The following is a 21831-nucleotide window of genomic DNA, read 5'->3' on the forward strand; positions in this document are numbered from 1 at the left end:
CAACCACACCCCACAAACGGGAAAACACGAGGTGCAGCCAAAAAACAACAAACAAAAACCACCAAACACACTATTGAGTTCTCAAACAACACGCCCGACCTGACCGCGCAACAAACCCGCGGCTAAAAGCCGCGGTCCGTGTGCGGGCATTGAGGAACCCCCACTTAATGGGTGTTACTCTCGGATTTTATCTTCGCTCTCCGGCGCTTGTCCGTGTCGCTCTGACCTGGAATAAGTTACGTGAGGGCATACGCAGAGTCAAATCGGCAGGTAGACGGCCTATAGACGGTGAAATCCCGTCGTCGGACCTCAGCCCGCACGGCGTATGCCGGCGATGTTCCGCTTGCCCCTACGCACCACTAACCAGCGACCGTAAAGGAAGTCCGACGACTGGGGGGCCCATTCGTCGGATTCGATGCGCTGGTTGTTCACATAGACACCGCCCTCGGCGATGGTTCGCTTTGCCGCCCCCTTGCTCGGCGACAACTTCGAGGCGACCAGCAGGTCGGTGATCAGGTCTGGTCCGCCAGGTGCCAGCTCGGCGACCTCGGTTTCGGTCAGCGCTGCGGCCAGCGTGGGCTCGTCAAGATCTGCCAGGTCGCCGCGTCCGAACAGCGCGTGTGACGCGTATTCGACTGCATCGGTGGCTGACTGACCGTGCACTAGCGTCGTCAGCTCGCGGGCCAGTCGCTTCTGCGCTGCCCGCTCGTGCGGACGTTCGGCCGTTGCAATTTCCAGTTCGCCAAGCTCATCGGAGCTCAGGAAAGTGAACCAGCGCAGGTACCTGACCACATCAGCGTCGGCGGTGTTGACGAAGTACTGGTACCAGGCATAGGGCGTGGTCAGGTCGGGATCCAGCCACAAATTGCCGCCACCGGTCGACTTGCCGAACTTCTTGCCGTCGGACGAGGTGACCAGCGGCACCGTCAGCGCATGAGCGGTGGCGCCGAGCTTCTGCCGGACCAATCGCACCCCGGCGATGATGTTGCCCCACTGATCAGAACCACCAATCTGCAGCGTGCAGCCGTGCCTCTGGTGCAACTGCACGAAGTCGTTGGCCTGCAACAGCATGTAGCTGAACTCGGTGTAGGAGATGCCGTCGCCTTCCAGCCGGCGGCGAATGGTGTCCCGGTCGAGCATCACGTTGACTGAGAAGTGCTTTCCCAGGTCACGCAGGAACTCGATGGCTGACATCGGTCCCGTCCAGGTCAAGTTGTTCTCGACGATGGCACCGGTGTCTGAGTCATTGAACTCGACAAATCGCTCGAGTTGGCCGCGGATGCGTTCGGCCCACTCGGCCACGGTGTCCGTGGTGTTGAGCGTGCGTTCAGAGCTTTCCCGCGGATCGCCGATCAGGCCCGTCGCGCCGCCGGCCAGCACAATCGGCCGGTGACCGGCCTGCTGGAACCGACGCAACGTCAACAGCGGCACCAAGTGACCGGCGTGCAGGCTCGGCGCGGTCGGATCGAAGCCCGCATACAGCGTCAGCGGCCCCTCTGAGGTCGCGGCCGCAAGCGCATCACGGTCGGTTGATTGCGCGATCAGGCCGCGCCAGTCCAGCTCTTCGAGGATGTCGACACCCATGTGTCGATTTTGGCCTATCAGTCGCTGCCGCCGGGCGCGGGTGCACGCGGACTGCGCCGATAGGCCGAAACTTCCGGCGTATCGGCCAGCCAAAACCGCCATTCACGATCAGCAGCTTTACTGACGCCGACTCGCGGGCCCCGTCGCACGTCACCCGCCGATGCCAGCTCCAGCTGCAGCTCGGTCTGCGGAGAGAACAGATCAATTCCGTTGTCGCCCATAGTGATTCCCAGGGCGGCACACAGATTGCCCGGTCCCCTGGCCAGCGCGCTGGTCGCAACATCAGGTCGACGTCGGTGTCGCGCGATGTCGACTCCGTCGGTTATTCGGGCGGCGCGCACCAACACCGCAGCAGCCTCGTCGGCACCACCGCAGACCACATTGGCGCAGACGTGAATGCCGTGGCTGCGGTAGGTGTACAGCCTGCCGGGCGGCCCGAACATGATGCTGTTGCGTGCGGTCGGGCCGCAGTACGAGTGCGCAGCGGCGTCCGGCCACGAGCCGCCGGTGGGGCCGCCGTAGGCCTCGACCTCGACGATCGTGGCGCGTGCACCGCGGCCGTGCAGGGTCGCACCAAGCAATGCCAGCGCGGCATCGACCGGATCGACGGGCAGGTGACCGGCACTCATTCCCGCGATTCTGCCGTGCCCATTGACCGGGTAGGCAGTCTGGAGGATTATTCATCCTATGGTGATTTCATCCAGTGATGAATTTATCCCGGCCGAACCCGCCATCGCGGTCGACCACCTCACCGTGGTCCGCGGCAAGCGCACCGCGCTCGATGACATTTCTGTCCAGATCGCCCGCGGCACCATCACCGGACTGCTCGGGCCGTCCGGGTGCGGCAAGAGCACTCTGATGCGGAGCATGGTGGGCACCCAGATCATCGCGAAGGGCACCGTCACCGTGTTGGGCCGCCCGGCCGGTTCGGCCGAGGTGCGCAGGCGAGTCGGCTACGTGACCCAGGAGGCCACCGTCTACGACGACCTACGGGTCATCGACAACGTGCGGTACTTCGCCGCACTTACCGGCGCCACCCCCTCGGCCGCCGACAATGCAATCACCGCGGTCGGCTTACAAGACCATCGAACGGCGTTCTGCGGCAACCTGTCCGGCGGACAACGAACCCGCGCATCGCTGGCCTGTGCGCTGGTGTCCGATCCGGAACTGCTGGTCCTGGACGAGCCGACTGTCGGGCTGGACCCGGTGCTTCGCGTCGACCTCTGGGAGCAGTTCCGCGAACTCGCCCGGGCCGGAACCACTTTGGTGGTGTCCAGCCACGTGATGGACGAGGCCGACCACTGCGGCGACCTGGTGCTGATGCGCGAAGGTCGGATACTCGCCCACACCACGCCCACGAAACTACGAGAGGACACCGGATGCACGTCACTGGAAGAAGCGTTTCTCACCGTCATCCGGCACAGCACCGCAGCAACAGCCTGACCCTGCGGCCCTACCTGGCCAGTACCGCACGGATCCTGCGACAGCTCGCGGCCGATCACCGCAGCATGGCGATGATCCTGGTAGTGCCGAGTGCGGTTATCACGTTGATGTACTTCATGTTTAACGATCTGCCGCATCTGCCGGGCATGCCGTCGCCGTTCAACAACGCGTGCCTGATCCTGCTCGGGCTGTTCCCCCTGATCGTGATGTTCCTGATCACCTCGATCACCATGCAGCGCGAGCGGGTGTCGGGAACGCTGGAGCGGATTCTGACCACTCCCTTGCGCCGGGTAGATCTGTTGGCCGCGTACGGCACGGCGTTTTCCATCGCAGCGGCCGCCCAGGCGAGTCTGGCCTGCGCGGTGTCATTCGGGTTCCTCGGCTTCAACACCGAAGGGAGTCCCGCGCTGGTGTTCGTCATCGCCATCGTCAACGCAGTCCTCGGCGTCGGGCTCGGCCTGCTGTGTAGTGCGTTCGCCCGTACCGAGTTTCAGGCGGTGCAGTTCATGCCGGTGGTGATCGTTCCGCAGCTGTTGTTGTGCGGCATCATCGTTCCCCGCGAAGCGCTACCCGACTGGCTGCGCTGGATCAGCAATGCGCTACCGGCGAGCTACGCCCTTGAGGCACTGCAGCAGGTCGCCGCCCATCGCGACGCAACGGCGACCGTCATCCGCGACATCGCCATCGTGGTGGCGTTCGCGCTAGCCACGCTGGTGCTAGCCGCCGCCACCTTGCGCCGACGGACGCCATGACCGGCCGGAAGCGTCCCGGCCGACCAGCCGGCGCCACGGATACCAAGGAACAGATCCGGGATTGTGCGCGGGAACTGTTCGCCCGCAATGGTTTCCAGAACACGTCGATCCGGTCCATCGCAGCGGCGGCCCGTGTCGATTCAGCACTGGTGCATCACTATTTCGGTACCAAGCAGCAGTTGTTCGCGTCCGCCGTACACATTCCAATCGATCCCGCCCAGGTGCTGGGGCCATTGCATGACACCCCGGTCGAGGACCTCGGGCTCACCCTGCCGGCACTGTTGCTACCACTGTGGGATTCGGAACTGGGAACCTCGTTCATCGCGGCGCTACGGTCGATGCTGGCCGGTGACGAGGTCAACCTGCTGCGGACTTTCCTGCAGGAGGTCATCACCACGGAAGTTGGCCCACGCGTTGATAATCCGCCCGGCACGGGCAGACTCCGCGTGCAGTTCGTGGCGTCCCAGCTGATCGGGGTGGTGTTGACGCGGTACATCTTCGAGCTGGAACCGTTCGCGTCACTGCCGGTTGACCAGATCGTCGAAACCATCGGCCCGAACCTGCAGCGCTATTTCACCGGCGAATTGCCAGCTCTGACTTAGCTTTTCGCGCTGTCCAGCAGCCTCTGATGCTCGGCGTCGTCGGTGACGTCAACGGCTTCATCGATCAGCAGCACCGGAATGCCGCCGTCGATGCGGTAGGCGCGACGTAACCGGGGGTTGTACAGGCACTCATCGCCGACCAGCAGCAACGGGCCCCGGTCCTGTGGACAGACCAGAATGCTGCGCAGAGCCTCGTCGATCATTGCGCTAACCTCCGGCGATCGGAATGTTCGAGCCACCGGTACCGGGCAGGATGCCTGGTGGGAATCCACCGCCGCCGATCTGAACCGGGCTCTGGTGTGTGGGCTGCGAACGAGCCTGATTGCGCTGCTGGAACTTCACCGTGTTCTGTAGCGCGGTGATCAACGGAACCTGATTGGGCCGCGCGTCCAGCCCCGCCTGAATGTCGGCCAGATTGCCCTTCGACGGACCGAACCCTTGGGCTCGCAACTTCAACACCTTGTGGATCAGTAGCGAAATCTCGCCACCGCCGGCACCGGTGTCGTACTGGGCGTCGATGTCGTCGAGCACGTCAGCACGGGCCGGGCATGCTGAGACCACCGCGCCGGCCGACATGACACCGACGGTCAGCGAACCCACCAACAGCACGCCGGAGACACCGCGTCGCCATCGCCTAGCAGAAGTCATCTGTCCTCCGTTCCAGCGTCGACCCGACCGCAGCCTAACAGCGCCGGGCAGCCCGAGCCGAGCCTCACTGTCCTGATCCGGAGGTCACTGCGGCGCTCGCGGCCTCGGTGAACTCCTCGAACGACTCACTGACCGTGTCGAAGTACCAGGCCGAGTCCGACGGCCCAGGAAGCCCAAAAGCCCGCAGTTCGCTGAGGTCCGGACGGTACGCCGCAGTCAATGACACCCGTGGCACCACGTACACCACATCCGGTGCAACGCCGACCGAGAGGTCGGCCAGTGCCTCCGACAGGTCCGCAGCAGACACCGATCCGCCCGGCTGCAAGTCGAGAGCGGTCACCGCGACTTCACGATCGCCGACGTCCACCCGATATGTCAGGGCCAGGTCGACGGATGCGATAGCACCCAGCGCGTCGCTGATCGCCTTGGTGAACACCGGGCCTCGTGGCGTGCGGATAACGGTTCGACGGTTGCCGACCATCCAGTAGTCACCGTCGTCGTCCCGACGGAACAGGTATTCGGTGGACACCCATGTGTCCCCTGGCGCGAAGACGCCGCGCTTGACCGACGCAGTGGGGTCCACCGGTCCCCGCGGACTGGCCAGCAGGACACCGACCTCGTTCGGATGGGCGTGCTCGACAAAGCCACGTTCGTCCTCGAGGATCAGGTCGTCCTCGACGTCGTAGGCCGCAAGCGCGATCCGACCGGCTCCGGGCAGCACCCGGCCCTCGCTGCCGACCTTGGCTCCAGACACATTCGCCAGGACCGCCTGACCATCGGTGGTGGCGAAAAACTCAACGACGTGTGCCGGGTGGAACGCCTCTTCAACGCGGCGCCACAGTCCGGCCGGCATGCCCGAACCAATGAACAACCGAACCGGATGGGTTCCGTTGAGCACGAACGACGGGTCATCGATGACGTCGCGCAGCATGGCCCAGGTGTAGGACACCACGGTGACGCCGTACTGACGTAGCTCGTGCAGGAACCGGTCCGGTCGCAGCCCACGGGACAGCGCGATGCGCGCACCGCCGACCACCGCGCCGCCGAGGGCCACCAGCAGGCCGGACGGGTGGTGCAGTGGGGTCAGGCAGTAGACGGTGTCGCCGCGGCCCAGGTTGGCCGCCGACGCGGTGCCGAACGCTGACAGGGCCCACCGGAAGTTGGTGATCTGGCGGGCCACCAACTGACCGCTGACGTTGGCGAACGCGATGTACGCCAGATCCTGGGCATAACCCGGATTGGGGCGGTACCAGCCGGGCAACTCGACGACGTCGGGGTCGATCTTCTCCATGTCGATGACGTCGGCGTCGCCCGGCAGATCCAGTTCGCGGGCCTCGCCGCCACCGAGAACCAATACGCGCATGGGTAACTGACGCGCGGAGTCCAGGTTGCTCGGGTCGCAGATCACCTCGGACACGGCACCGAGTCGGGCGGCTTCGGCCAGGTCGGCGTCCGGTGGCATCAACACCGCCACCGCGCCAAGCCGGGACAGCGCGGCAATAGCAACCAGCGCGCTGGGCCGAGTCTCCATCAGCACACCCACTCGGGTGCCTTGCCTGACCCCCACGCCTATCAGACCGCGCACCACGTTGTTGATGCGTCGGTCCACCGCTTCATAGGTATGCACCCGGCCGTCAAAGAGCAGGAACTCGCCGCCGGGCGCACCCTCGGCCTGCTCAGTGATGATGCGGCCCAACGAGATTCGGGTGTGATCGTTGATCTGCCCGAGCCGGGCCAGGCGCGGCAGTGTGCGGATGGTCTCGATGGCCAGGGCCCGCGCGGACTTGTTGGCCGACACCACCGCGCCCGCCGCCGACCTGGCCAGCGTGAACGTCATCTCCGTGGCTGCAGCGGCGCCGTGCGCGACCCGGGTGGCCAGCGGGACAGTTTCGCTCTGCGTTGCCGACTGCAGCGGCATCGGCACGACGTCGGCCGGCATCTCGCCGTCCTCGTCGAGCCACTTGACCCACGCAGCCACGGTGGGCCAGCTCTGGGTGGCTGCTTTGGAACCCACGACCAACCCGAAATGTCCTGCGCGGATGAGGTATTCGTATACATCGGCCTGCGGAGCTGCGCGCTTGATGCCACGTACTGCGGCCGGCTGGCCGATGTCGTCGACCTCACCGACCACAGCGAGCACCGGGCAGTCGATGTCGGACAGCGTCACCAGATCGCCGTGAATGGCGAAGCCTCCGCTCATCATCCGGTTGTGGGCGATGAACTGCTTGAGCAGTTCGGCGATGGCCGGACCCGACCATGCGATCCAGCCGTCGGAGGCGAGAAAGCGGCGTTGCTGTTCGCGCGGCAGCAGCGCCTCTCGGTCGTGTAGCTGGAACAGGAAATCCAGCCGGGACTGCGCGGTCTTGATTGGGTCGAGCATCTGAAAACCGGTGCGCGCCAACCAACCGGGGATGTCAAGGCGGCTGAAAACGTGGTCGGCCATGAAGTCGGCGGCACCGGCTGCCAACCCTGCCGGCAAGCCCATCGGCATGGCGGCCAGGGTGTCCACCGGCGCACCGAACGCCACGATGCTTGCCAGATCACGGGATTGGCGATAGGCAGCGGTCTGGTAGGCGAACATGCCGCCCTGTGAGTAGCCGGCCAGATGCACGTCGCGACCGGTGACCTGTTTGACGGTGTCGATCGCCTCGCTCAGTGCGACAACGTGATCGGCGAGGTTGCGGTCCATGCCGCCCTCGACCTGATCGGGCGAGCCGAAGTCGATCACCCACGGGTCGATACCCGCAGCGTGCAGGATGCCCACCGCGCCGTCGTCGCGGGTGACGTCCCACATGTCCGCCGACATCATCATCGGATGCACCATGAGAACCGGAGGCCCGGCAGGTGCCGCCCCTGGACGCGCGTCCGGCGGAAAGTAGCGCCGCAGGCGATACATCGGGACGCTTTGCACAATCTGGAACGGTGACGGCAACGCGCCAGTCTCCAGTCCCCCATACCTCAGCACTTCAAGGCCGTTCTGGGCGGTTGCTACCAAACGCCCGACCGGTCCGGTGACTGCTGAAAAATCCACCCGCGCCCACTCCCTCGTGGTCAATTGTTTAACCATCCCCCGATTGACGTGGCCATCATGGCATAACGCGCAGATCGCCCCGTACGAATGGGTGTCGCGTCGGTCAACCTAGAATCGGCTGCTGATGGCGCACCTACTGGGGGCTGAAGCCCTGCATCTGGAATACCCGACCCGCGTGGTTTTCGATTCGCTGACGATCGGCATCGAGGAGGGTGACCGGATCGGCATCGTCGGCCGAAACGGCGATGGCAAGTCGAGCTTGCTCGGCATGCTTGCCGGCCGGGTGCAGCCGGACTCGGGCCGGGTGACGGTGCGCGGCGGCGTCCGGATCGGGGTGCTCGACCAGGGCGACACCCTCGACCCCACCGACACAGTCGGCCACGCCGTCGTCGGTGACGTTCCCGAACACGAATGGGCCGGCGACCCGCGCGGCCGTGACGTCATCGCCGGACTGCTCGGCGACCTGGATCGGAATGCCGTGGTGGGCATGCTGTCGGGCGGTCAGCGCCGACGGGTGGCGCTGGCCCGACTGCTCGCCGGTGATCACGACGTGTTGATTCTCGACGAGCCGACCAACCATCTCGATGTCGAAGCGATCACCTGGCTGGCCGCTCATCTGAAGAACCGATGGGCCGCCAACGCCGGCGGCCTGCTGGTGGTGACGCACGACCGCTGGTTCCTCGACGAGGTCTGCACCAGCACCTGGGAGGTGCACGACCGCATCGTCGAACCCTTCGAAGGCGGTTACGCGGCTTACATCCTGCAGCGGGTGGAGCGAGACAGGCAGGCCGCGGCCAGTGAGGCGCGGCGACAGAACCTGGCGCGCAAGGAACTTGCCTGGTTGCGCCGCGGCGCACCGGCCCGCACCTCCAAGCCCAAGTTCCGGATTGACGCCGCCAACGCACTGATCGCCGATGTGCCCGAGATCCGCGACAAGGTGGCGCTGCAGTCGCTGGCGGTAACCAGGCTGGGCAAGCAGGTCGTCGACCTTTTGGACGCATCAGTCACCTACGGCGACCGCGAGGTGCTGCACGACGTCGAGTGGCGGATCGCACCCGGCGAACGCACTGGCATCCTCGGGGTCAACGGCGCAGGCAAGTCGACGCTGCTCGGCCTGATAGACGGCTCGGTCGAACCGACCGGAGGCCGGGTCAAACACGGTAAGACCGTGCAGATCGCCACCCTCACCCAAGGGGTCGAGAAGCTCGCCGAACATCTCGACGAGCCAGTGCGGGTGGTCCTGAGCCGACTGGCCACCACCTACACGTTCGGCTCCGGTTCCAAGGCACAGGAACTGTCGCCGAGCCAGTTGTTGGAACGCCTCGGGTTCTCCAGCGCCCAGCTGTCCACCCCGGTGCAGGACCTATCCGGCGGCCAGCAGCGTCGACTCCAGCTGCTGCTGATCCTGTTGGAACAGCCCAATGTGCTGATCCTGGACGAGCCGACCAACGACCTGGATACCGACATGTTGGCCGCCATGGAGGATCTGCTCGACTCCTGGCCCGGCACACTCATCGTGGTCAGCCACGACCGTTACTTCCTTGAGCGGGTGACCGACCAGCAGTTCGGAATCCTGGGCGGCCGGTTACGTCACCTGCCTGGCGGGGTCGACGAGTATCTGCGCCTGCGCGCCTCCCATGCCGCTCAGACCGGGACCGCGGCAGCCAAGCCGGTCGCGGCGGTATCTGAGGGTTTGTCCGGTGCCGAATTGCGCGCGGCCCAAAAGGAACTCACCGCGATCGAACGGCGACTGGAGAAGCTCGCCGGCCAGATCGACACCGAGCACCAGCGTCTCGCCGAGCACGATCAGGGCGATTACGAAGGGCTGCAACGCCTTACGGGCGCACTGAGGGAGCTCGAATCCGAGGTGACCACCCTGGAAGACCGGTGGATGGAACTGTCCGAGGAGATCAGTAGCTGAACGCGGTCGCCAGTATCTAACTGATAAGCGAACGCAGTCGCGTCGCCGCATCCCGAACGATGTTGAGCTGCTCGGCAACCCGGGTGGGCGCGGTGCCGCCGCGCGCGTCACGGGAGTTGACCGAGCCCGCGATGGTCAGCACGTCCCGCACCTCCGCGGTGAGTCCCGGGTGGATGCCGGCCAGCTCGTCGTCGGCAAGCTCCTCGAGTCCAACGTTTCGGGCTTCGGCGGCCTTGACCGCGGCGCCCGCGGCCTCGTGCGCGACACGGAACGGAATCCCCTGGCGCACCATCCATTCCGCGATATCCGTGGCCAGCGTGTAACCCAGCGGAGCGAGCTGTGCCATGCGGTCCGTATCGAACGTCAGGGTGCCGACCAACCCGGCCATCGCCGGCAGCAGCAACTGGAGCTGAGCGACGGAGTCGAAGACCGGCTCTTTGTCCTCCTGGAGATCCCGGTTGTAGGCCAGCGGCTGAGCCTTGAGCGTGGCCAGAAGTCCGCTCACGTTGCCGATCAGCCGGCCGGACTTGCCGCGAGCCAGTTCGGCGATATCGGGGTTCTTCTTCTGCGGCATTATCGAGCTGCCGGTCGACCACGAGTCGTGCAGCTTCACGTAGCCGAATTCGGTTGTGCTCCAAAGGATGATGTCCTCGGAAAGCCGGGACAGGTCAACCCCGATCATGGCGCAGACGAATGCGGCCTCGGCTGCGAAGTCACGCGACGAGGTGGCATCGATCGAGTTGTCGGCTGCCGCGGTGAATCCCAGGTCGGCGGCAATGGCGTCAGGGTCCAGCCCCAGCGAGCTGCCCGCCAAAGCGCCTGAGCCGTAAGGTGATACCGCAACTCGCTTGGCTAGATCCAGCAGCCGGTCGACGTCACGCAGCAGCGGATGTGCATGGGCCAGCAGATGATGCGCCAACAGCACCGGCTGAGCCGACTGCAGGTGGGTCTTGCCCGGCATGATCGCCGTCGGGTGCGCGGCAGCCTGGGTCGCCAACGCCGCAACAACGTCGAGCACCCCGTTGCCGAGCGCCCTGATAGCCTCCCGCAACCACATCCGGAACAGCGTGGCCACCTGGTCGTTACGGGACCGGCCCGCACGCAGCCGACCACCCAGGTCGTCGCCGACCCGGTCGATCAGCCCACGTTCCAGCGCGCCGTGCACGTCCTCGTCGGTGGGTAACGGGCCGAAGCTGCCGTCGGCAACATCGTTGCCCAAGCTGTCCAGACCGGCCAGCAAGCCGTCGCGCTGCTCCTCGGTGAGCAGCCCGGCGCGGAACAGCACTCGGGTGTGGGCCTTGGAGGCCTTGACGTCATACGGCGCCAGTGCCCAGTCAAAGTGCGTCGACTTGCTCAGCGCGGCAAGCGCTTCGGACGGGCCGGAGGCGAATCGACCGCCCCACAGGGAGCCTTCGTTGGTCGAACTTTCGTTGGTACTCATGTCATTTCCCCTCCCGCCGCGCCGAGATCGACGTTTTGGCCGGATCTACTCGCACTTTTCGGCCCGTTTGTCCGTTTGGGCGAAATGGTTACAGGCCCAGGTCGCGCTTGGCTGAAATCTTCGAGCTCAGACCGTGCAGCTGGACGAAGCCCTTGGCGGCGCTCTGGTCGAAGCTGTCGCCCTCGTCGTAGGTGGCGAGGTTTAAGTCGTACAGCGACTCGCCCGAGCGGCGGCCGTTGACCGAGATGTGCCCGCCGTGCAGGACCAGCCGGATATCGCCGGAGACGTGCTGCTGGGTGTGCTCCACGAATGCCTCCAGGGAGGCCTTCAGTGGGCTGTACCAGAGGCCGTCGTAAGTGAGCTCGCCCCACTTCTGGTCCACGCCACGCTTGTACCGGCCGAGCTCGCGTTCGAGGGTCACGTGCTCGAGCTCGGTGTGTGCGGTGATCAGCACCATGGCGCCCGGAGCCTCGTAGATTTCGCGGGACTTGATGCCGACCAGGCGGTCCTCGACCACGTCGAGGCGGCCGACGCCCTGAGCACCGGCCCGGGCGTTGAGTTCCTGGATTATCTGCAGGACGCTCAGCGGCCGGCCGTCGATGGCAACCGGGCGGCCCTTGTCGAAGCTGATGATCAGCTCGTCGGGGGTGTTGAAGTGGACCGTCGGGTCCTCGGTGTAGTCGTAGACGTCCTTGGTCGGGGCGTTCCAGAGGTCCTCGAGGAAGCCGGTCTCGACCGCGCGGCCCCAGACGTTTTGGTCGATCGAGAACGGCGACTTCTTTGTGACGTTGATCGGGATGTCGTTCTCCTGCGCGAAGGCGATGGCCTTCTCGCGGGTCCACGCATAGTCGCGAACCGGGGCGATCACCTCCAGCTCAGGAGCCAGGGTGTTGAAGCCGACCTCGAACCGGACCTGGTCGTTGCCCTTGCCGGTGCAGCCGTGCGCGACGACGGTGCCGCCATGGCTGCGCGCGGCCTCAACCAGGTGCTTGACGATCAGCGGCCGGGAGATGGCCGACACCAGCGGGTACCGGTCCATGTACAGCGCATTGGCCTTGATGGTGGGCAGGCAGTACTCGTCGGCGAACTCATCGCGGGCATCGACCACGACGGACTCGACGGCGCCGCAGTCCAGGGCACGCTGGCGGACCACCTCCATGTCCTCGCCGCCCTGGCCGAGGTCGATGGCGACGGCAACGACCTCTTTGCCGGTCTCCTTGCCGATCCAGCTGATCGCGACCGAGGTATCCAGACCGCCGGAATACGCCAGGATGACGCGCTCGGACATGTGTCAATCTCCTTCTTGTACTGCTATCTACAGATTTTCGAAAGTGGCGGCGAGCTCGGCGCCGCTCATCGGTTCGCGGGCAACCACAACGATGGTGTCATCACCGGCAATCGTGCCCACAACATAAGGCAGGGCCGCCCGATCTATTGCACTGGCCAGGTATTGCGCGGCCCCCGGTGGCGTACGTAACACCGCCAGGTTGGCGCTGGCATCGGTGGACACCAGCAGTTCGCCCAGCAGCCTGGCCATCCGCTCGGTTCCACCGGTCACTCCTTTGACCGGGCTACCGTCCTCGGGGACGACGTATATCCCGGTCCCACCATCGGCGCCGCGCAGTTTCACCGCGCCCAGCTCCTCCAGGTCGCGCGACAACGTGGCCTGCGTGACCTCGATGCCCTCCCCGGCAAGCAGAGCGGCCAGCTCAGTCTGGCTGCGCACCGGGTTACTCGACAGGAGCGCGACGATGCGCGCCTGCCGTCCGGCCCGAGTGGCGGCGGTCATGCTGCGGCCATCTGTTCTTCGCGCAAGCGGCTCATCGCCCGCGCCGTTCCAGGAGCCAGACCAGCAACGCCTTCTGGGCGTGCAGCCGGTTCTCGGCTTCGTCGAACACCGCGCTCTGCGGACCGTCCATCACCTCGTCGGTGATCTCGTAACCGCGGTGCGCCGGAAGGCAGTGCAAGACAACGGCATCGGCGTTGGCACGGCCCAGCAGCGCAGCGTTGATCTGGAACGGACGGAACGGACGCACCCGGTCCAGACCGTCGTTCTCCTGCCCCATCGAGGTCCAGGTGTCGGTCACCAGGACATCAGCGCCATCGGCGGCGGCCTCGGCGTTGTCGGTGAGCGTGACGGTCGCGCCGGTGTCGGTGGCCCGCTTCCGCGCAGCCTCGACGAACTCCAGATCGGGCTCGAAACCGCTTGGCGCCGCGATGGTTACGCTGATGCCGGCGGTGACGCCACCCAGCATCAGTGAGTGCGCCATGTTGTTGGCGCCATCACCGAAGTAGGACATGTTCAGCCCCTGCAGTTTTCCCTTGCGCTCGGCCAAAGTCTGCAGATCGGCCAGCACCTGGCAGGGGTGGAACTCGTCGGACAGCGCGTTGACGATCGGCACGGTGGCGCCGGAGGCCATGGCGGTCAGGCGTTCCTGGGCGAAGGTGCGCCAAACGATGGCATCGACGTAGCGGGACAGCACCGCGCCGGTGTCCTCGAGGGTCTCCTCGCGGCCCAGCTGGGTGCTGCGACCGTCGACCACGACCGCGTGTCCACCGAGTTGAGCTACGCCCATCTCGAAGGAGAACCGCGTGCGGGTGGAGTTCTTGTCGAAGATCACCGCGATGCCACGGGGACCTTCCAGCGGGCGGCGGCTGAACGGCGCCTTCTTGAGTTCGGCGGCAAGCGCCAGAACCTCGGCCTGTTCGTCGGGGGTCAGGTCGTCGTCGCGAAGGAAATGGCGAATTGTCATGAGGCGTCCAAAATTCCGGGAAGGGCGGTCAGGAATGCATCGATCTGTTGGTCGGTGATAACCAGTGGCGGGGCCAGTCGTACCACGTCGGCCGCGGCCGCGTTGACCAGGAACCCGGCCTCCCGGGCTGCAGTCTCGACGGCCTTGGCTTGCGGGGCGGTCAGCACCACGCCGAGCAACAGCCCACGACCCCGCACATGGTCGACGAGCGGATGGCCGAGCGACTCGATGCCGTGGGCCAAGGTCTTACCCGCGGCGTCGGCCCGGTGCACCAGGTTCTCGTCGGCGAGGGCGTTGATCACCGCGAGTCCGGCCGCGGTGCACACCGGGTTGCCACCAAAAGTGCTGCCGTGCATGCCCGGCTGCATCAGATCGGCCGTGTCCCCGACGGCCAGGCAGGCGCCGATGGGCAGGCCACCGCCGAGGCCCTTGGCCAGGGTGATGACGTCGGGGGTGATGCCGTCGTGCTGGTGGGCGTAGAAGGTGCCGGTACGGCCGATTCCGGTCTGCACCTCGTCAAGCACCAGCAGCGCACCATGTTTGGCGGTGATCTCCCGGGCCTTGACCAGATAACCGGCGGGCGGGGTGACGACGCCGCCCTCGCCCATGATCGGTTCGAGGAACACCGCCGCAGTCTCGTCGGTGACCGCCGCTTCGAGTGCGTCGACGTCGCCATACGGAATGTGCATGACGTCGCCGGGAAGCGGCAGGAACGGCTCTTGCTTGCCCGGCTGACCGGTCAGCGACAACGAGCCCATGGTGCGGCCGTGGAAAGCACCTTGGGCCGCAACGATCTTGGTACGACCCGTGAGCCGGGTGATCTTGAATGCCGCCTCGTTGGCCTCAGCGCCCGAATTGCAGAAGAACACCCGCGCTGGCGAGCCCAGCTGGGCGACCAGTGCTTCGGCCAACGCGATACCGGGCTCGGTGGCATACAGATTCGAGGTGTGGCCCAAGGTATTCAGCTGACGGGTGACGGCCTCGATCACCGCGGGGTGCCGATGGCCGAGCACGTTGACCGCAATGCCGGCCAGGAAGTCCACATAGGTCTTGCCGTCGGCATCGGTGACCACCGCGCCGTCGCCGCTGACCAGCGCAACCGGCGGGGTGCCGTAGTTGTTCATCATCACCGCTTGCCAACGGGCTTGCACCGCACCCGTCGACTGAGGCGAGCGAAGCGACGGGAGATTATTGGTCATGTCTTGAGTCATGCGGGTACCACCTTCGTCCCCGTTCCTTCGTCGGTGAACAGTTCCACCAGCACGCAATGTTCGACGCGACCGTCGATGACGTGGGCACTGGGCACGCCGTTGGCCACCGCCCGCAGACAGGCCTCGATCTTGGGCACCATGCCCGATTCCAATCTGGGCAGCAGCTGTTCCAGTGCGGCCGTGTCGATTTCGCTGACCAGAGAACCCCGGTCCGGCCAATCGGTATACAGGCCCTCGACATCGGTTAGCATCAACAGCTTCTCGGCACCGAGCGCTTCGGCCAGTGCTGCCGCAGCGGTGTCGGCATTGATGTTGTGCACCACACCGTCGGCGTCGGGCGCGATGGTTGATACCACCGGAATCCGACCGGCGGCAATGAGATCGCGTACCGCGTCGGTGTTGACATGCTCCACGTCGCCCACCAGACCGATGTCGGTAGCCACACCGTCCACCTTGACGCTGCGCCGTACTGCGGTGAACAGTTGGGCGTCCTCTCCGGTAATGCCGACGGCGTACGGACCGTGCGCGTTGATCAGGCCGACCAGTTCCCGGCCGACCTGTCCGAACAACACCATGCGGGCGACATCGAGAACCTCCGGTGTGGTGACTCGGAAGCCACCCTTGAAATCACCTTCTATGCCAAGGCGTTTGAGCATGGCGCTGATCTGTGGACCACCCCCGTGCACCACCACAGGCTGGATCCCGCAGTTGCGCAGGAAAGCCATGTCGGCGGCGAAAGCGGCCTTGAGGGTGTCGTCGGTCATGGCGTTGCCGCCGTACTTGACCACGACGATCTTGCCGTGCAACTGCTTGAGCCACGGCAAGGCTTCAGCCAGAACTGCCGCTTTGGTCGCGGTGGACAACCCGGCAGTGGTCATGAGCTGTAGGCCGAATTCTCTTCGACGTAAGCGTGCGACAGGTCGGTGGTTCGGACGGTTGCTTCGCCGGCACCGATCTTCAGGTCGACGACGACCTCTATATCCGCGCCGGAGAGGTCCACGTCCCGGGCGCCAGGAGCACCCGCGCCGTCGATGCACACCGCGGATCCGTTGAACGACACGCTGATCCGGTCGACTTCCAGCTCGATCGGTGCGATACCGATGGCGGCCAACACCCGGCCCCAGTTTGGGTCCGAGCCGAACAGCGCGGTCTTGACCAGACTGTCGCGGGCCAGTGCCCGGGCGCCCACCAGCGCATCGTCCTCACTGGCCGCGCCCTTGACGGTGATCGCGATGCGTTTGGTGACACCTTCGGCGTCGGCCTGCAGCTGGGCGCACAGGTCGTCGCACACGGTCAGTACGGCCGCGTCGAGTTCGGTTTGGCTGGGCCGGATTTCACTGGCGCCGGAAGACAGCAGCAGCACTGTGTCATTGGTCGAACAGCTGCCGTCGATGTCGAGGCGGTCGAAAGTTTTCGCAGCCGCACGACGCAGCGCGTCGCGCAACGCGTCAGAGCTGGCGACCGAATCGGTGGTGATGACCACCAGCATGGTGGCCAGCGACGGCGCCATCATGCCCGCACCCTTGGCCATGGCACCCACAGTCCACTTGTCCGGGTGGTGCAATGAAACCTGTTTGGGCACAGTGTCAGTGGTCATGATGGCCCGCGCGGCCTCGTCACCACCGGACAACCCGCCGGCCATCTCGTGCACGATTTCGTTAACGCCGGCCAGCATCTTGTCCATCGGCAGCCGATCGCCGATAAGACCCGTGGAGCACACGGCCACCTCGACGGCGCCGGTCTCGGTACCCCAATCGGACAATGCGGTGGCGACGGCCTCTGCGGTCTGGTGGGTGTCCTGAAACCCGCCTAGCCCGGTGCAGGCGTTGGCCCCGCCGGAATTTAGGATCACCGACCGCAGCCGACCAGTGGTCAGCACCTGCTGGCTCCACTGCACCGGTGCGGCCTTGACCTTGTTCCGGGTGAACACCCCGGCGGCAGCCAGATCCGGGCCCTCGTTGAACACCAGGGCCAGGTCGGGCTTGCCAGATGCCTTGATACCGGCGGCAATTCCGGCTGCCCGGAAGCCTGCGGGCGCGGTGACGCCCTGGTTGCGATGCAGGGACGGGGTTTCGGTCACGGCGCTACTCCCACAGTCGATAGCCCTTCGGTTTCCGGCCAGCCCAGGGCGATGTTCATCGATTGCACAGCGGCACCGCCCGTGCCCTTGGTCAGGTTGTCGATGGCGCACAGAGCAACCAGCGTCTGGGCGTCCTCGTCGACCGCGACGGCGATCTGAGCGGCATTGCTGCCGATCACCGAACCGGTCTTGGGGAGCTGCCCTTCGGGCAGCAGATGAATAAATGGTTCGCTGCCGTAGGCCTTTTCGTAGGCGGCGCGAATCTCGTCGATGGACGCGGTGGTACGCGCGGTGCAGGTTGCCAGGATTCCCCGCGAGGTGGGGATCAACACCGGAGTGAATGACACCGTCACGTTCTGGTCGGTGACCGCACGCAACCCTTGGGCGATTTCCGGGGTGTGCCGATGCGCGCCCCCGACGTTGTAGGCCCGGGCCGAACCGATGACCTCTGAGGCCGACAGGTCGACCTTCGCGGCCCGACCGGCACCGGAGGTGCCGCTGACCGCCACGACAGTGACATTGGGCTCAACCAGTCCGGCCGCGACCGCGGGCACCAGCGCCAGCAGGGCCGAAGTTGGGTAGCACCCCGGCACTGCAACACGCTTGGTGCCCTTCAGCGCGTCGCGACCGCCGGGCAGTTCAGGCAAGCCGTACGGCCAGCTGCCGGCGTACTCGGAGCCGTAGAACTTCTCCCAGGCCTGTGCGTCGGTGAGCCGGAAGTCGGCGCCGCAGTCGACGATCAGGGTATCCGGGCCGAGTTGTTGAGCCAGAGCGGCCGAATGTCCGTGCGGCAGAGCCAAAAACACCACATCGTGGCCGGCCAACACGTCGATCCCCGTAGGCTGCAAGACCTGCTGCGCCAGCGGCAGGAGGTGCGGGTGGTGCTCCCCGACCGTGGTGCCGACGTTGCCGGCGGCGGTCAGTGCACCGATGGTCAGGCGTCCGTCGGCGTACGCCGGGTGGCCCAGGAGTAATCGCAGGATCTCGCCGCCGGCATAGCCGCTGGCGCCGGCGACAGCCACAGAAGTCATGCGATCCATTCTGCATCGTTATGCAACGACTCGCAAACTCATTAACGCGTCTGGCGATGGCCTGCGGATACGGGTCGGAAATGCACAGAAACAGGGGGTTCATCCCGCGCGCAATCTAGGGTAGAGGTCACACCGTGTTGAGCCGCTGCTGGAGATTTCGATGGGACCACGATCCTGCCGAGCATGTGGCCTGGTTCTGCGTGACGACGCGCGGTTTTGCGACGGTTGCGGGTCCCAAACTTCTGATCCCGACCTCGCCGAATACAAATACGTCACGGTGATGTTCGCCGACGTGGTGGGGTCCATGGACATCGCCCGATCGGTCGGTGCAGAGCGTCTGGGCGAGATCATGGCCAAGCTGGTCCGGCGCGCGACCCACGTCGTGCGCAACCACGGCGGGGTGGTCAACCAGTTCACCGGTGATGGATTGATGGCAGTCTTCGGCGCCCCGAACGCACTAGAGGGCCACGCGGTGCTCGCATGCATCTCGGCGCTGGGGATCCTCGATGAGGCTCGCGAAGTTGCCGCGGAAGCGGCACAGCGCGACGGCATCGAGTTGCACTTACGTATCGGCCTGAACTCAGGTCAGGTGGTCACCGGACCGATTGACTCAGGGGCACTTGGCTACTCCATGATCGGCGAGCACGTCGGTTTCGCGCAGAGGATGGAATCGATTGCGCCACCAGACGGCGTCATGTTGAGCGAGGCCACGGCCAGACTTGTCGAGCAATATGCGGTCCTCGGCGCACCCGAATCCGCCTCGGTGAAGGGTCGGTCCGCGCCGGTGCCAGTGCGGAGGCTGCTAGCGGTGAGAACTGACCACGCCTCTCACCGCGGCCGCTGGGAGCCGGCGCTGGTCGGCCGCTCGCAAGAGTTGGATGCGATCACTGCAGTTCTCGATGGACCCACTGACAATGGAGCCGTAGTACGGGTCATCGGGCCAGCCGGCGTCGGTAAGACCCGGATCGTCGATGAAGTGATCGCACTGACAGCCGTACGAGCAGTACCCGCGTACTCGACCTACTGCGAATCACATACCCGTGAGGTTTCCTATAGCGCCGCCGCACGGCTGCTGCGGGCACTGTTCGCGGCCACCGCCCCCGAACCCGAGATTGCGCGCGCGCAGCTGCGCTCTCGGCTGGCCCACGCCGAACACGCCGACCTCCTCATCCTCGATGACCTACTCGGCATCAGTGAAGCGGCGATCGGCGTGCCCGACATCGCTCCTGACGCGCGGCGACGCCGGGTAATTTCATTGGTGCGCAGCAGTATTCAAGCGCGAGGGACGCCTTCCGTTTTCGTCATCGAGGACGTGCACTGGATCGATGAGGCGAGCGAATCCCTGTTCGTTGAACTCACCGGTGAGCTGCGCGGCACACAATCGCTGATCCTTTTCACGCAACGGCCCGACTATTCCGGCGCGCTCGCGCAAATCTCCGATATTCAGTCAATTGCGTTAACGCCCCTCACCAATCAGCAAACCACGACACTGGCCACCGAGCTCCTCGGTACAGATCTGTCAGTGCTGCCGCTGGCGCGCCAGATCGCCGATACCGCCGCAGGGAATCCGTATTTCGCGACCGAGATCGTTCGCGATCTGGCTGAGCGGGGCATCCTCACCGGGCAGCGCGGGCACTATCGCTGCCACGCCGACGTCACTGAAATCACCGTGCCCGCCACCCTGCACTCGACCATCGCCGCACGCATCGATCGTCTCGAGCCCACAGCGAAATCGGTGCTGTACGCGGGCGCTGTCATCGGGCTCCATTTCGATGACGATGTTCTGGAAAGCGTCCTCAACGGAGCGGACGTGGTGTCGACTGCGATCGCCGACCTTTGCACTGCCGAGCTCGTAATGCCGCACTCCTCTTCCGGGTACACGTTCCGCCATCCCTTGGTCCAGAAGGTCGCATACGAATCGCAGCTCAAATCGTCCCGCGCGCAGATGCACCGGCAGGTGGCCCTAGCGATTGAGAACGCGGATTCATCCTCTGCCGAGCAAAATGCCGCGCTGATCGCGACCCACCTGCAAGCTGCCGGCGAACTGCGTGCGGCGTTCGACTGGCACATGCGCGCTGGCCGCTGGTTCAGTTCCCGCGACCGGTATGCGGCCTGGACCAGCTGGCAGCACGCCCGCGCGGTTGCCACCCGGCTGCCCACCGGAGACCCGGAACGCGACGAGCGCCTGACAACTGCGCTGACACGTCTGTGCGGCGAAGTCTGGAGGACCGGCGGTGACCTACGCGAAGCCGGACTCGAAGAGCTGCGGAAACTGTGCCGCAAGTCCGGCGACGAGCGGTCTCTGGCCATCGGAACCGCCGGGATGATCATGGCGCTGACCGGACAACACCGACACCGTGAGGTAGCCGACCTGATCCCCGAACTTCTCGAGCTGATCAGCTCGACCGGGGATCCATCGATAGCCTGCGGCCTGCTACTGGCGGTCACCTACGCCAAGTCGGAAGTCGGGGAACTGCGTGAGGCCCTGCGCGTGGCGCAAGATGTCATCGATTTGACCGGTGGCGACCTGGCCAAGGGCGGCGTCCTGTTCGGCTCACCGCTCGCGAGCGCCACCAGAATGCGTGGCCTATATCGGCTCTGCCTCGGTGTCGAGGGATGGCGAGCCGACGGTGACGCTGCGATCGAATTGGCGAGAAGTCTCGATCCGACCAGTCGCGTCGCAGCGATTCTGTACAAATACATCCTTTCCGTCCCCGTCGGCGCACGCCAAGTAGACGCCATCGCTGTGCAGGAGACAGCCGACGCACTACAGATCGCCGAACAGACCGGGGATGAACACACATTGACGCTGGCCCGCATCGTCAGAGGTCTTGTGCTCGTCTACGGAGACATGGTCGGCAACGCCGGCGGCACTGAAGGTATCGACGTGCTCCAGATGGCTCTCGAAACCACGACGCGCCGCGGATTCACCCTGAACGCAACGGCTCTCATCGAGCCTGCGTTGGCGCGACACATGGCCCGCCACGGAGACATCGACGGTGCTGTCGAACTCGCCCACCGCGCAATCGCCCACATGTCAGACCATGGCGAGGTGCTCTCCCAAGGAGTGGCCACGACGGTGCTCGTCGAATCGTTGCTGCTGCGCGGCGGCACCGACGATCGCGCCGCGGCAATCACCGCCGTTGATCACCTGGCGTCGATCCAGACCGATGACGGATTCGTCCTCAACACCGTGCCGGAGTTGCGCTGCCGTGCGCTCATCGCTGAATCCTCGGGCGACACCGCCACGGCACGAACTTTTCGGCAGCGCTATCTCGAGGCGGCCCTAGCTGCAGGCTTCGATCCCCCGAACGACTGAGATTCTGACCCGACC

The 21831-nt window shown here is 65.3% G+C and carries 18 protein-coding genes; 5 read left to right on the forward strand and 13 right to left on the reverse strand.

Annotated elements, in window-relative coordinates:
• Positions 1–309: 309 nt before the first annotated feature.
• Together tyrS and M2432_RS26160 are read right to left on the reverse strand one after the other, a co-directional pair.
• On the reverse strand, positions 310–1584 hold the full coding sequence (tyrS, locus tag M2432_RS26155) for a tyrosine--tRNA ligase (protein ID WP_280829763.1): 1275 nt from the start codon (positions 1582–1584) through the stop codon (positions 310–312).
• Positions 1585–1601: 17 nt separating this feature from the next.
• Positions 1602–2213 carry a DNA-3-methyladenine glycosylase gene (locus M2432_RS26160; protein ID WP_280829764.1) on the reverse strand — a complete coding sequence of 204 codons (612 nt, stop codon included), beginning with the start codon at positions 2211–2213 and terminating at the stop codon, positions 1602–1604.
• A 58-nt stretch (positions 2214–2271) separates the two neighbouring features.
• Between M2432_RS26160 and M2432_RS26165 the strand changes: the two genes are divergently transcribed.
• The 3 genes from M2432_RS26165 to M2432_RS26175 are packed head-to-tail and all read left to right on the forward strand — an operon-like array spanning position 2272 to position 4381.
• Positions 2272–3027, forward strand: coding sequence for an ABC transporter ATP-binding protein (locus tag M2432_RS26165; RefSeq protein ID WP_280829765.1), 756 nt, complete (start codon positions 2272–2274; stop codon positions 3025–3027).
• Positions 2964–3779 (forward strand): ABC transporter permease, encoded by an 816-nt coding sequence (locus M2432_RS26170; protein ID WP_280829766.1) that lies wholly within the window; start codon positions 2964–2966, stop codon positions 3777–3779. Before M2432_RS26165 ends, M2432_RS26170 begins: the two co-directional genes overlap by 64 nt.
• On the forward strand, positions 3776–4381 hold the full coding sequence (locus M2432_RS26175) for a TetR family transcriptional regulator (protein WP_280829767.1): 606 nt from the start codon (positions 3776–3778) through the stop codon (positions 4379–4381). Before M2432_RS26170 ends, M2432_RS26175 begins: the two co-directional genes overlap by 4 nt.
• On the opposite strand, the gene M2432_RS26180 is transcribed toward M2432_RS26175, so the two are convergent.
• The 3 genes from M2432_RS26180 to M2432_RS26190 all read right to left on the reverse strand — a co-directional run bounded on the left by M2432_RS26180 (position 4378) and on the right by M2432_RS26190 (position 8060).
• The gene (locus M2432_RS26180) at positions 4378–4584 is read right to left on the reverse strand and encodes a Trm112 family protein (RefSeq protein WP_280829768.1); all 207 of its coding nucleotides are present in this window, start codon (positions 4582–4584) and stop codon (positions 4378–4380) included. The two genes, M2432_RS26175 and M2432_RS26180, sit on opposite strands and share 4 nt — an antisense overlap.
• A gap of 4 nt (positions 4585–4588) precedes the next feature.
• Positions 4589–5029, reverse strand: coding sequence for a hypothetical protein (locus tag M2432_RS26185; RefSeq protein WP_280829769.1), 441 nt, complete (start codon positions 5027–5029; stop codon positions 4589–4591).
• A 64-nt stretch (positions 5030–5093) separates the two neighbouring features.
• Positions 5094–8060 (reverse strand): acyl-CoA synthetase, encoded by a 2967-nt coding sequence (locus tag M2432_RS26190; protein ID WP_280829770.1) that lies wholly within the window; start codon positions 8058–8060, stop codon positions 5094–5096.
• Between the two features lie 124 nt (positions 8061–8184).
• Between M2432_RS26190 and M2432_RS26195 the strand changes: the two genes are divergently transcribed.
• A complete protein-coding gene (locus M2432_RS26195; protein ID WP_280829771.1) occupies positions 8185–9981 on the forward strand; it encodes an ABC-F family ATP-binding cassette domain-containing protein in 1797 nt (598 codons plus the stop codon).
• A 16-nt stretch (positions 9982–9997) separates the two neighbouring features.
• Here the strand turns inward: M2432_RS26195 and argH are convergent, their stop codons facing one another.
• From argH to argC, 8 genes are all read right to left on the reverse strand, one after another.
• On the reverse strand, positions 9998–11422 hold the full coding sequence (gene argH / locus M2432_RS26200) for an argininosuccinate lyase (RefSeq protein WP_280829772.1): 1425 nt from the start codon (positions 11420–11422) through the stop codon (positions 9998–10000).
• Positions 11423–11510: 88 nt separating this feature from the next.
• Complete coding sequence (locus M2432_RS26205) at positions 11511–12710, reverse strand: argininosuccinate synthase (protein ID WP_280829773.1); 1200 nt, start codon at positions 12708–12710, stop codon at positions 11511–11513.
• 27 nt (positions 12711–12737) lie between these two features.
• Complete coding sequence (locus M2432_RS26210; RefSeq protein ID WP_280829774.1) at positions 12738–13211, reverse strand: arginine repressor; 474 nt, start codon at positions 13209–13211, stop codon at positions 12738–12740.
• A 31-nt stretch (positions 13212–13242) separates the two neighbouring features.
• Positions 13243–14175: an ornithine carbamoyltransferase gene (gene argF / locus M2432_RS26215; protein ID WP_280829775.1), complete on the reverse strand. Its 933-nt coding sequence runs from the start codon at positions 14173–14175 to the stop codon at positions 13243–13245.
• Positions 14172–15374 (reverse strand): acetylornithine transaminase, encoded by a 1203-nt coding sequence (locus M2432_RS26220; RefSeq protein ID WP_280829810.1) that lies wholly within the window; start codon positions 15372–15374, stop codon positions 14172–14174. The genes argF and M2432_RS26220 overlap by 4 nt, the downstream gene beginning before the upstream one ends.
• Positions 15375–15382: 8 nt before the next feature.
• Entirely contained in the window at positions 15383–16264 is an 882-nt protein-coding gene (gene argB, locus M2432_RS26225; RefSeq protein ID WP_280829776.1) for an acetylglutamate kinase, read from the reverse strand.
• Positions 16261–17466, reverse strand: a complete 1206-nt coding sequence (gene argJ / locus M2432_RS26230) for a bifunctional glutamate N-acetyltransferase/amino-acid acetyltransferase ArgJ (RefSeq protein WP_280829777.1) — start codon at positions 17464–17466, stop codon at positions 16261–16263. Before argJ ends, argB begins: the two co-directional genes overlap by 4 nt.
• On the reverse strand, positions 17463–18497 hold the full coding sequence (gene argC, locus M2432_RS26235) for an N-acetyl-gamma-glutamyl-phosphate reductase (protein WP_280829778.1): 1035 nt from the start codon (positions 18495–18497) through the stop codon (positions 17463–17465). The genes argJ and argC overlap by 4 nt, the downstream gene beginning before the upstream one ends.
• Positions 18498–18657: 160 nt before the next feature.
• Here argC and M2432_RS26240 point away from each other — a divergent pair, with 160 nt between their 5' ends.
• Positions 18658–21816 carry an adenylate/guanylate cyclase domain-containing protein gene (locus tag M2432_RS26240; RefSeq protein ID WP_280829779.1) on the forward strand — a complete coding sequence of 1053 codons (3159 nt, stop codon included), beginning with the start codon at positions 18658–18660 and terminating at the stop codon, positions 21814–21816.
• Positions 21817–21831 lie beyond the last annotated feature (15 nt).

This window comes from Mycobacterium sp. OTB74 (assembly GCF_029892685.1).
Taxonomy (GTDB): Bacteria; Actinomycetota; Actinomycetes; order Mycobacteriales; family Mycobacteriaceae; genus Mycobacterium.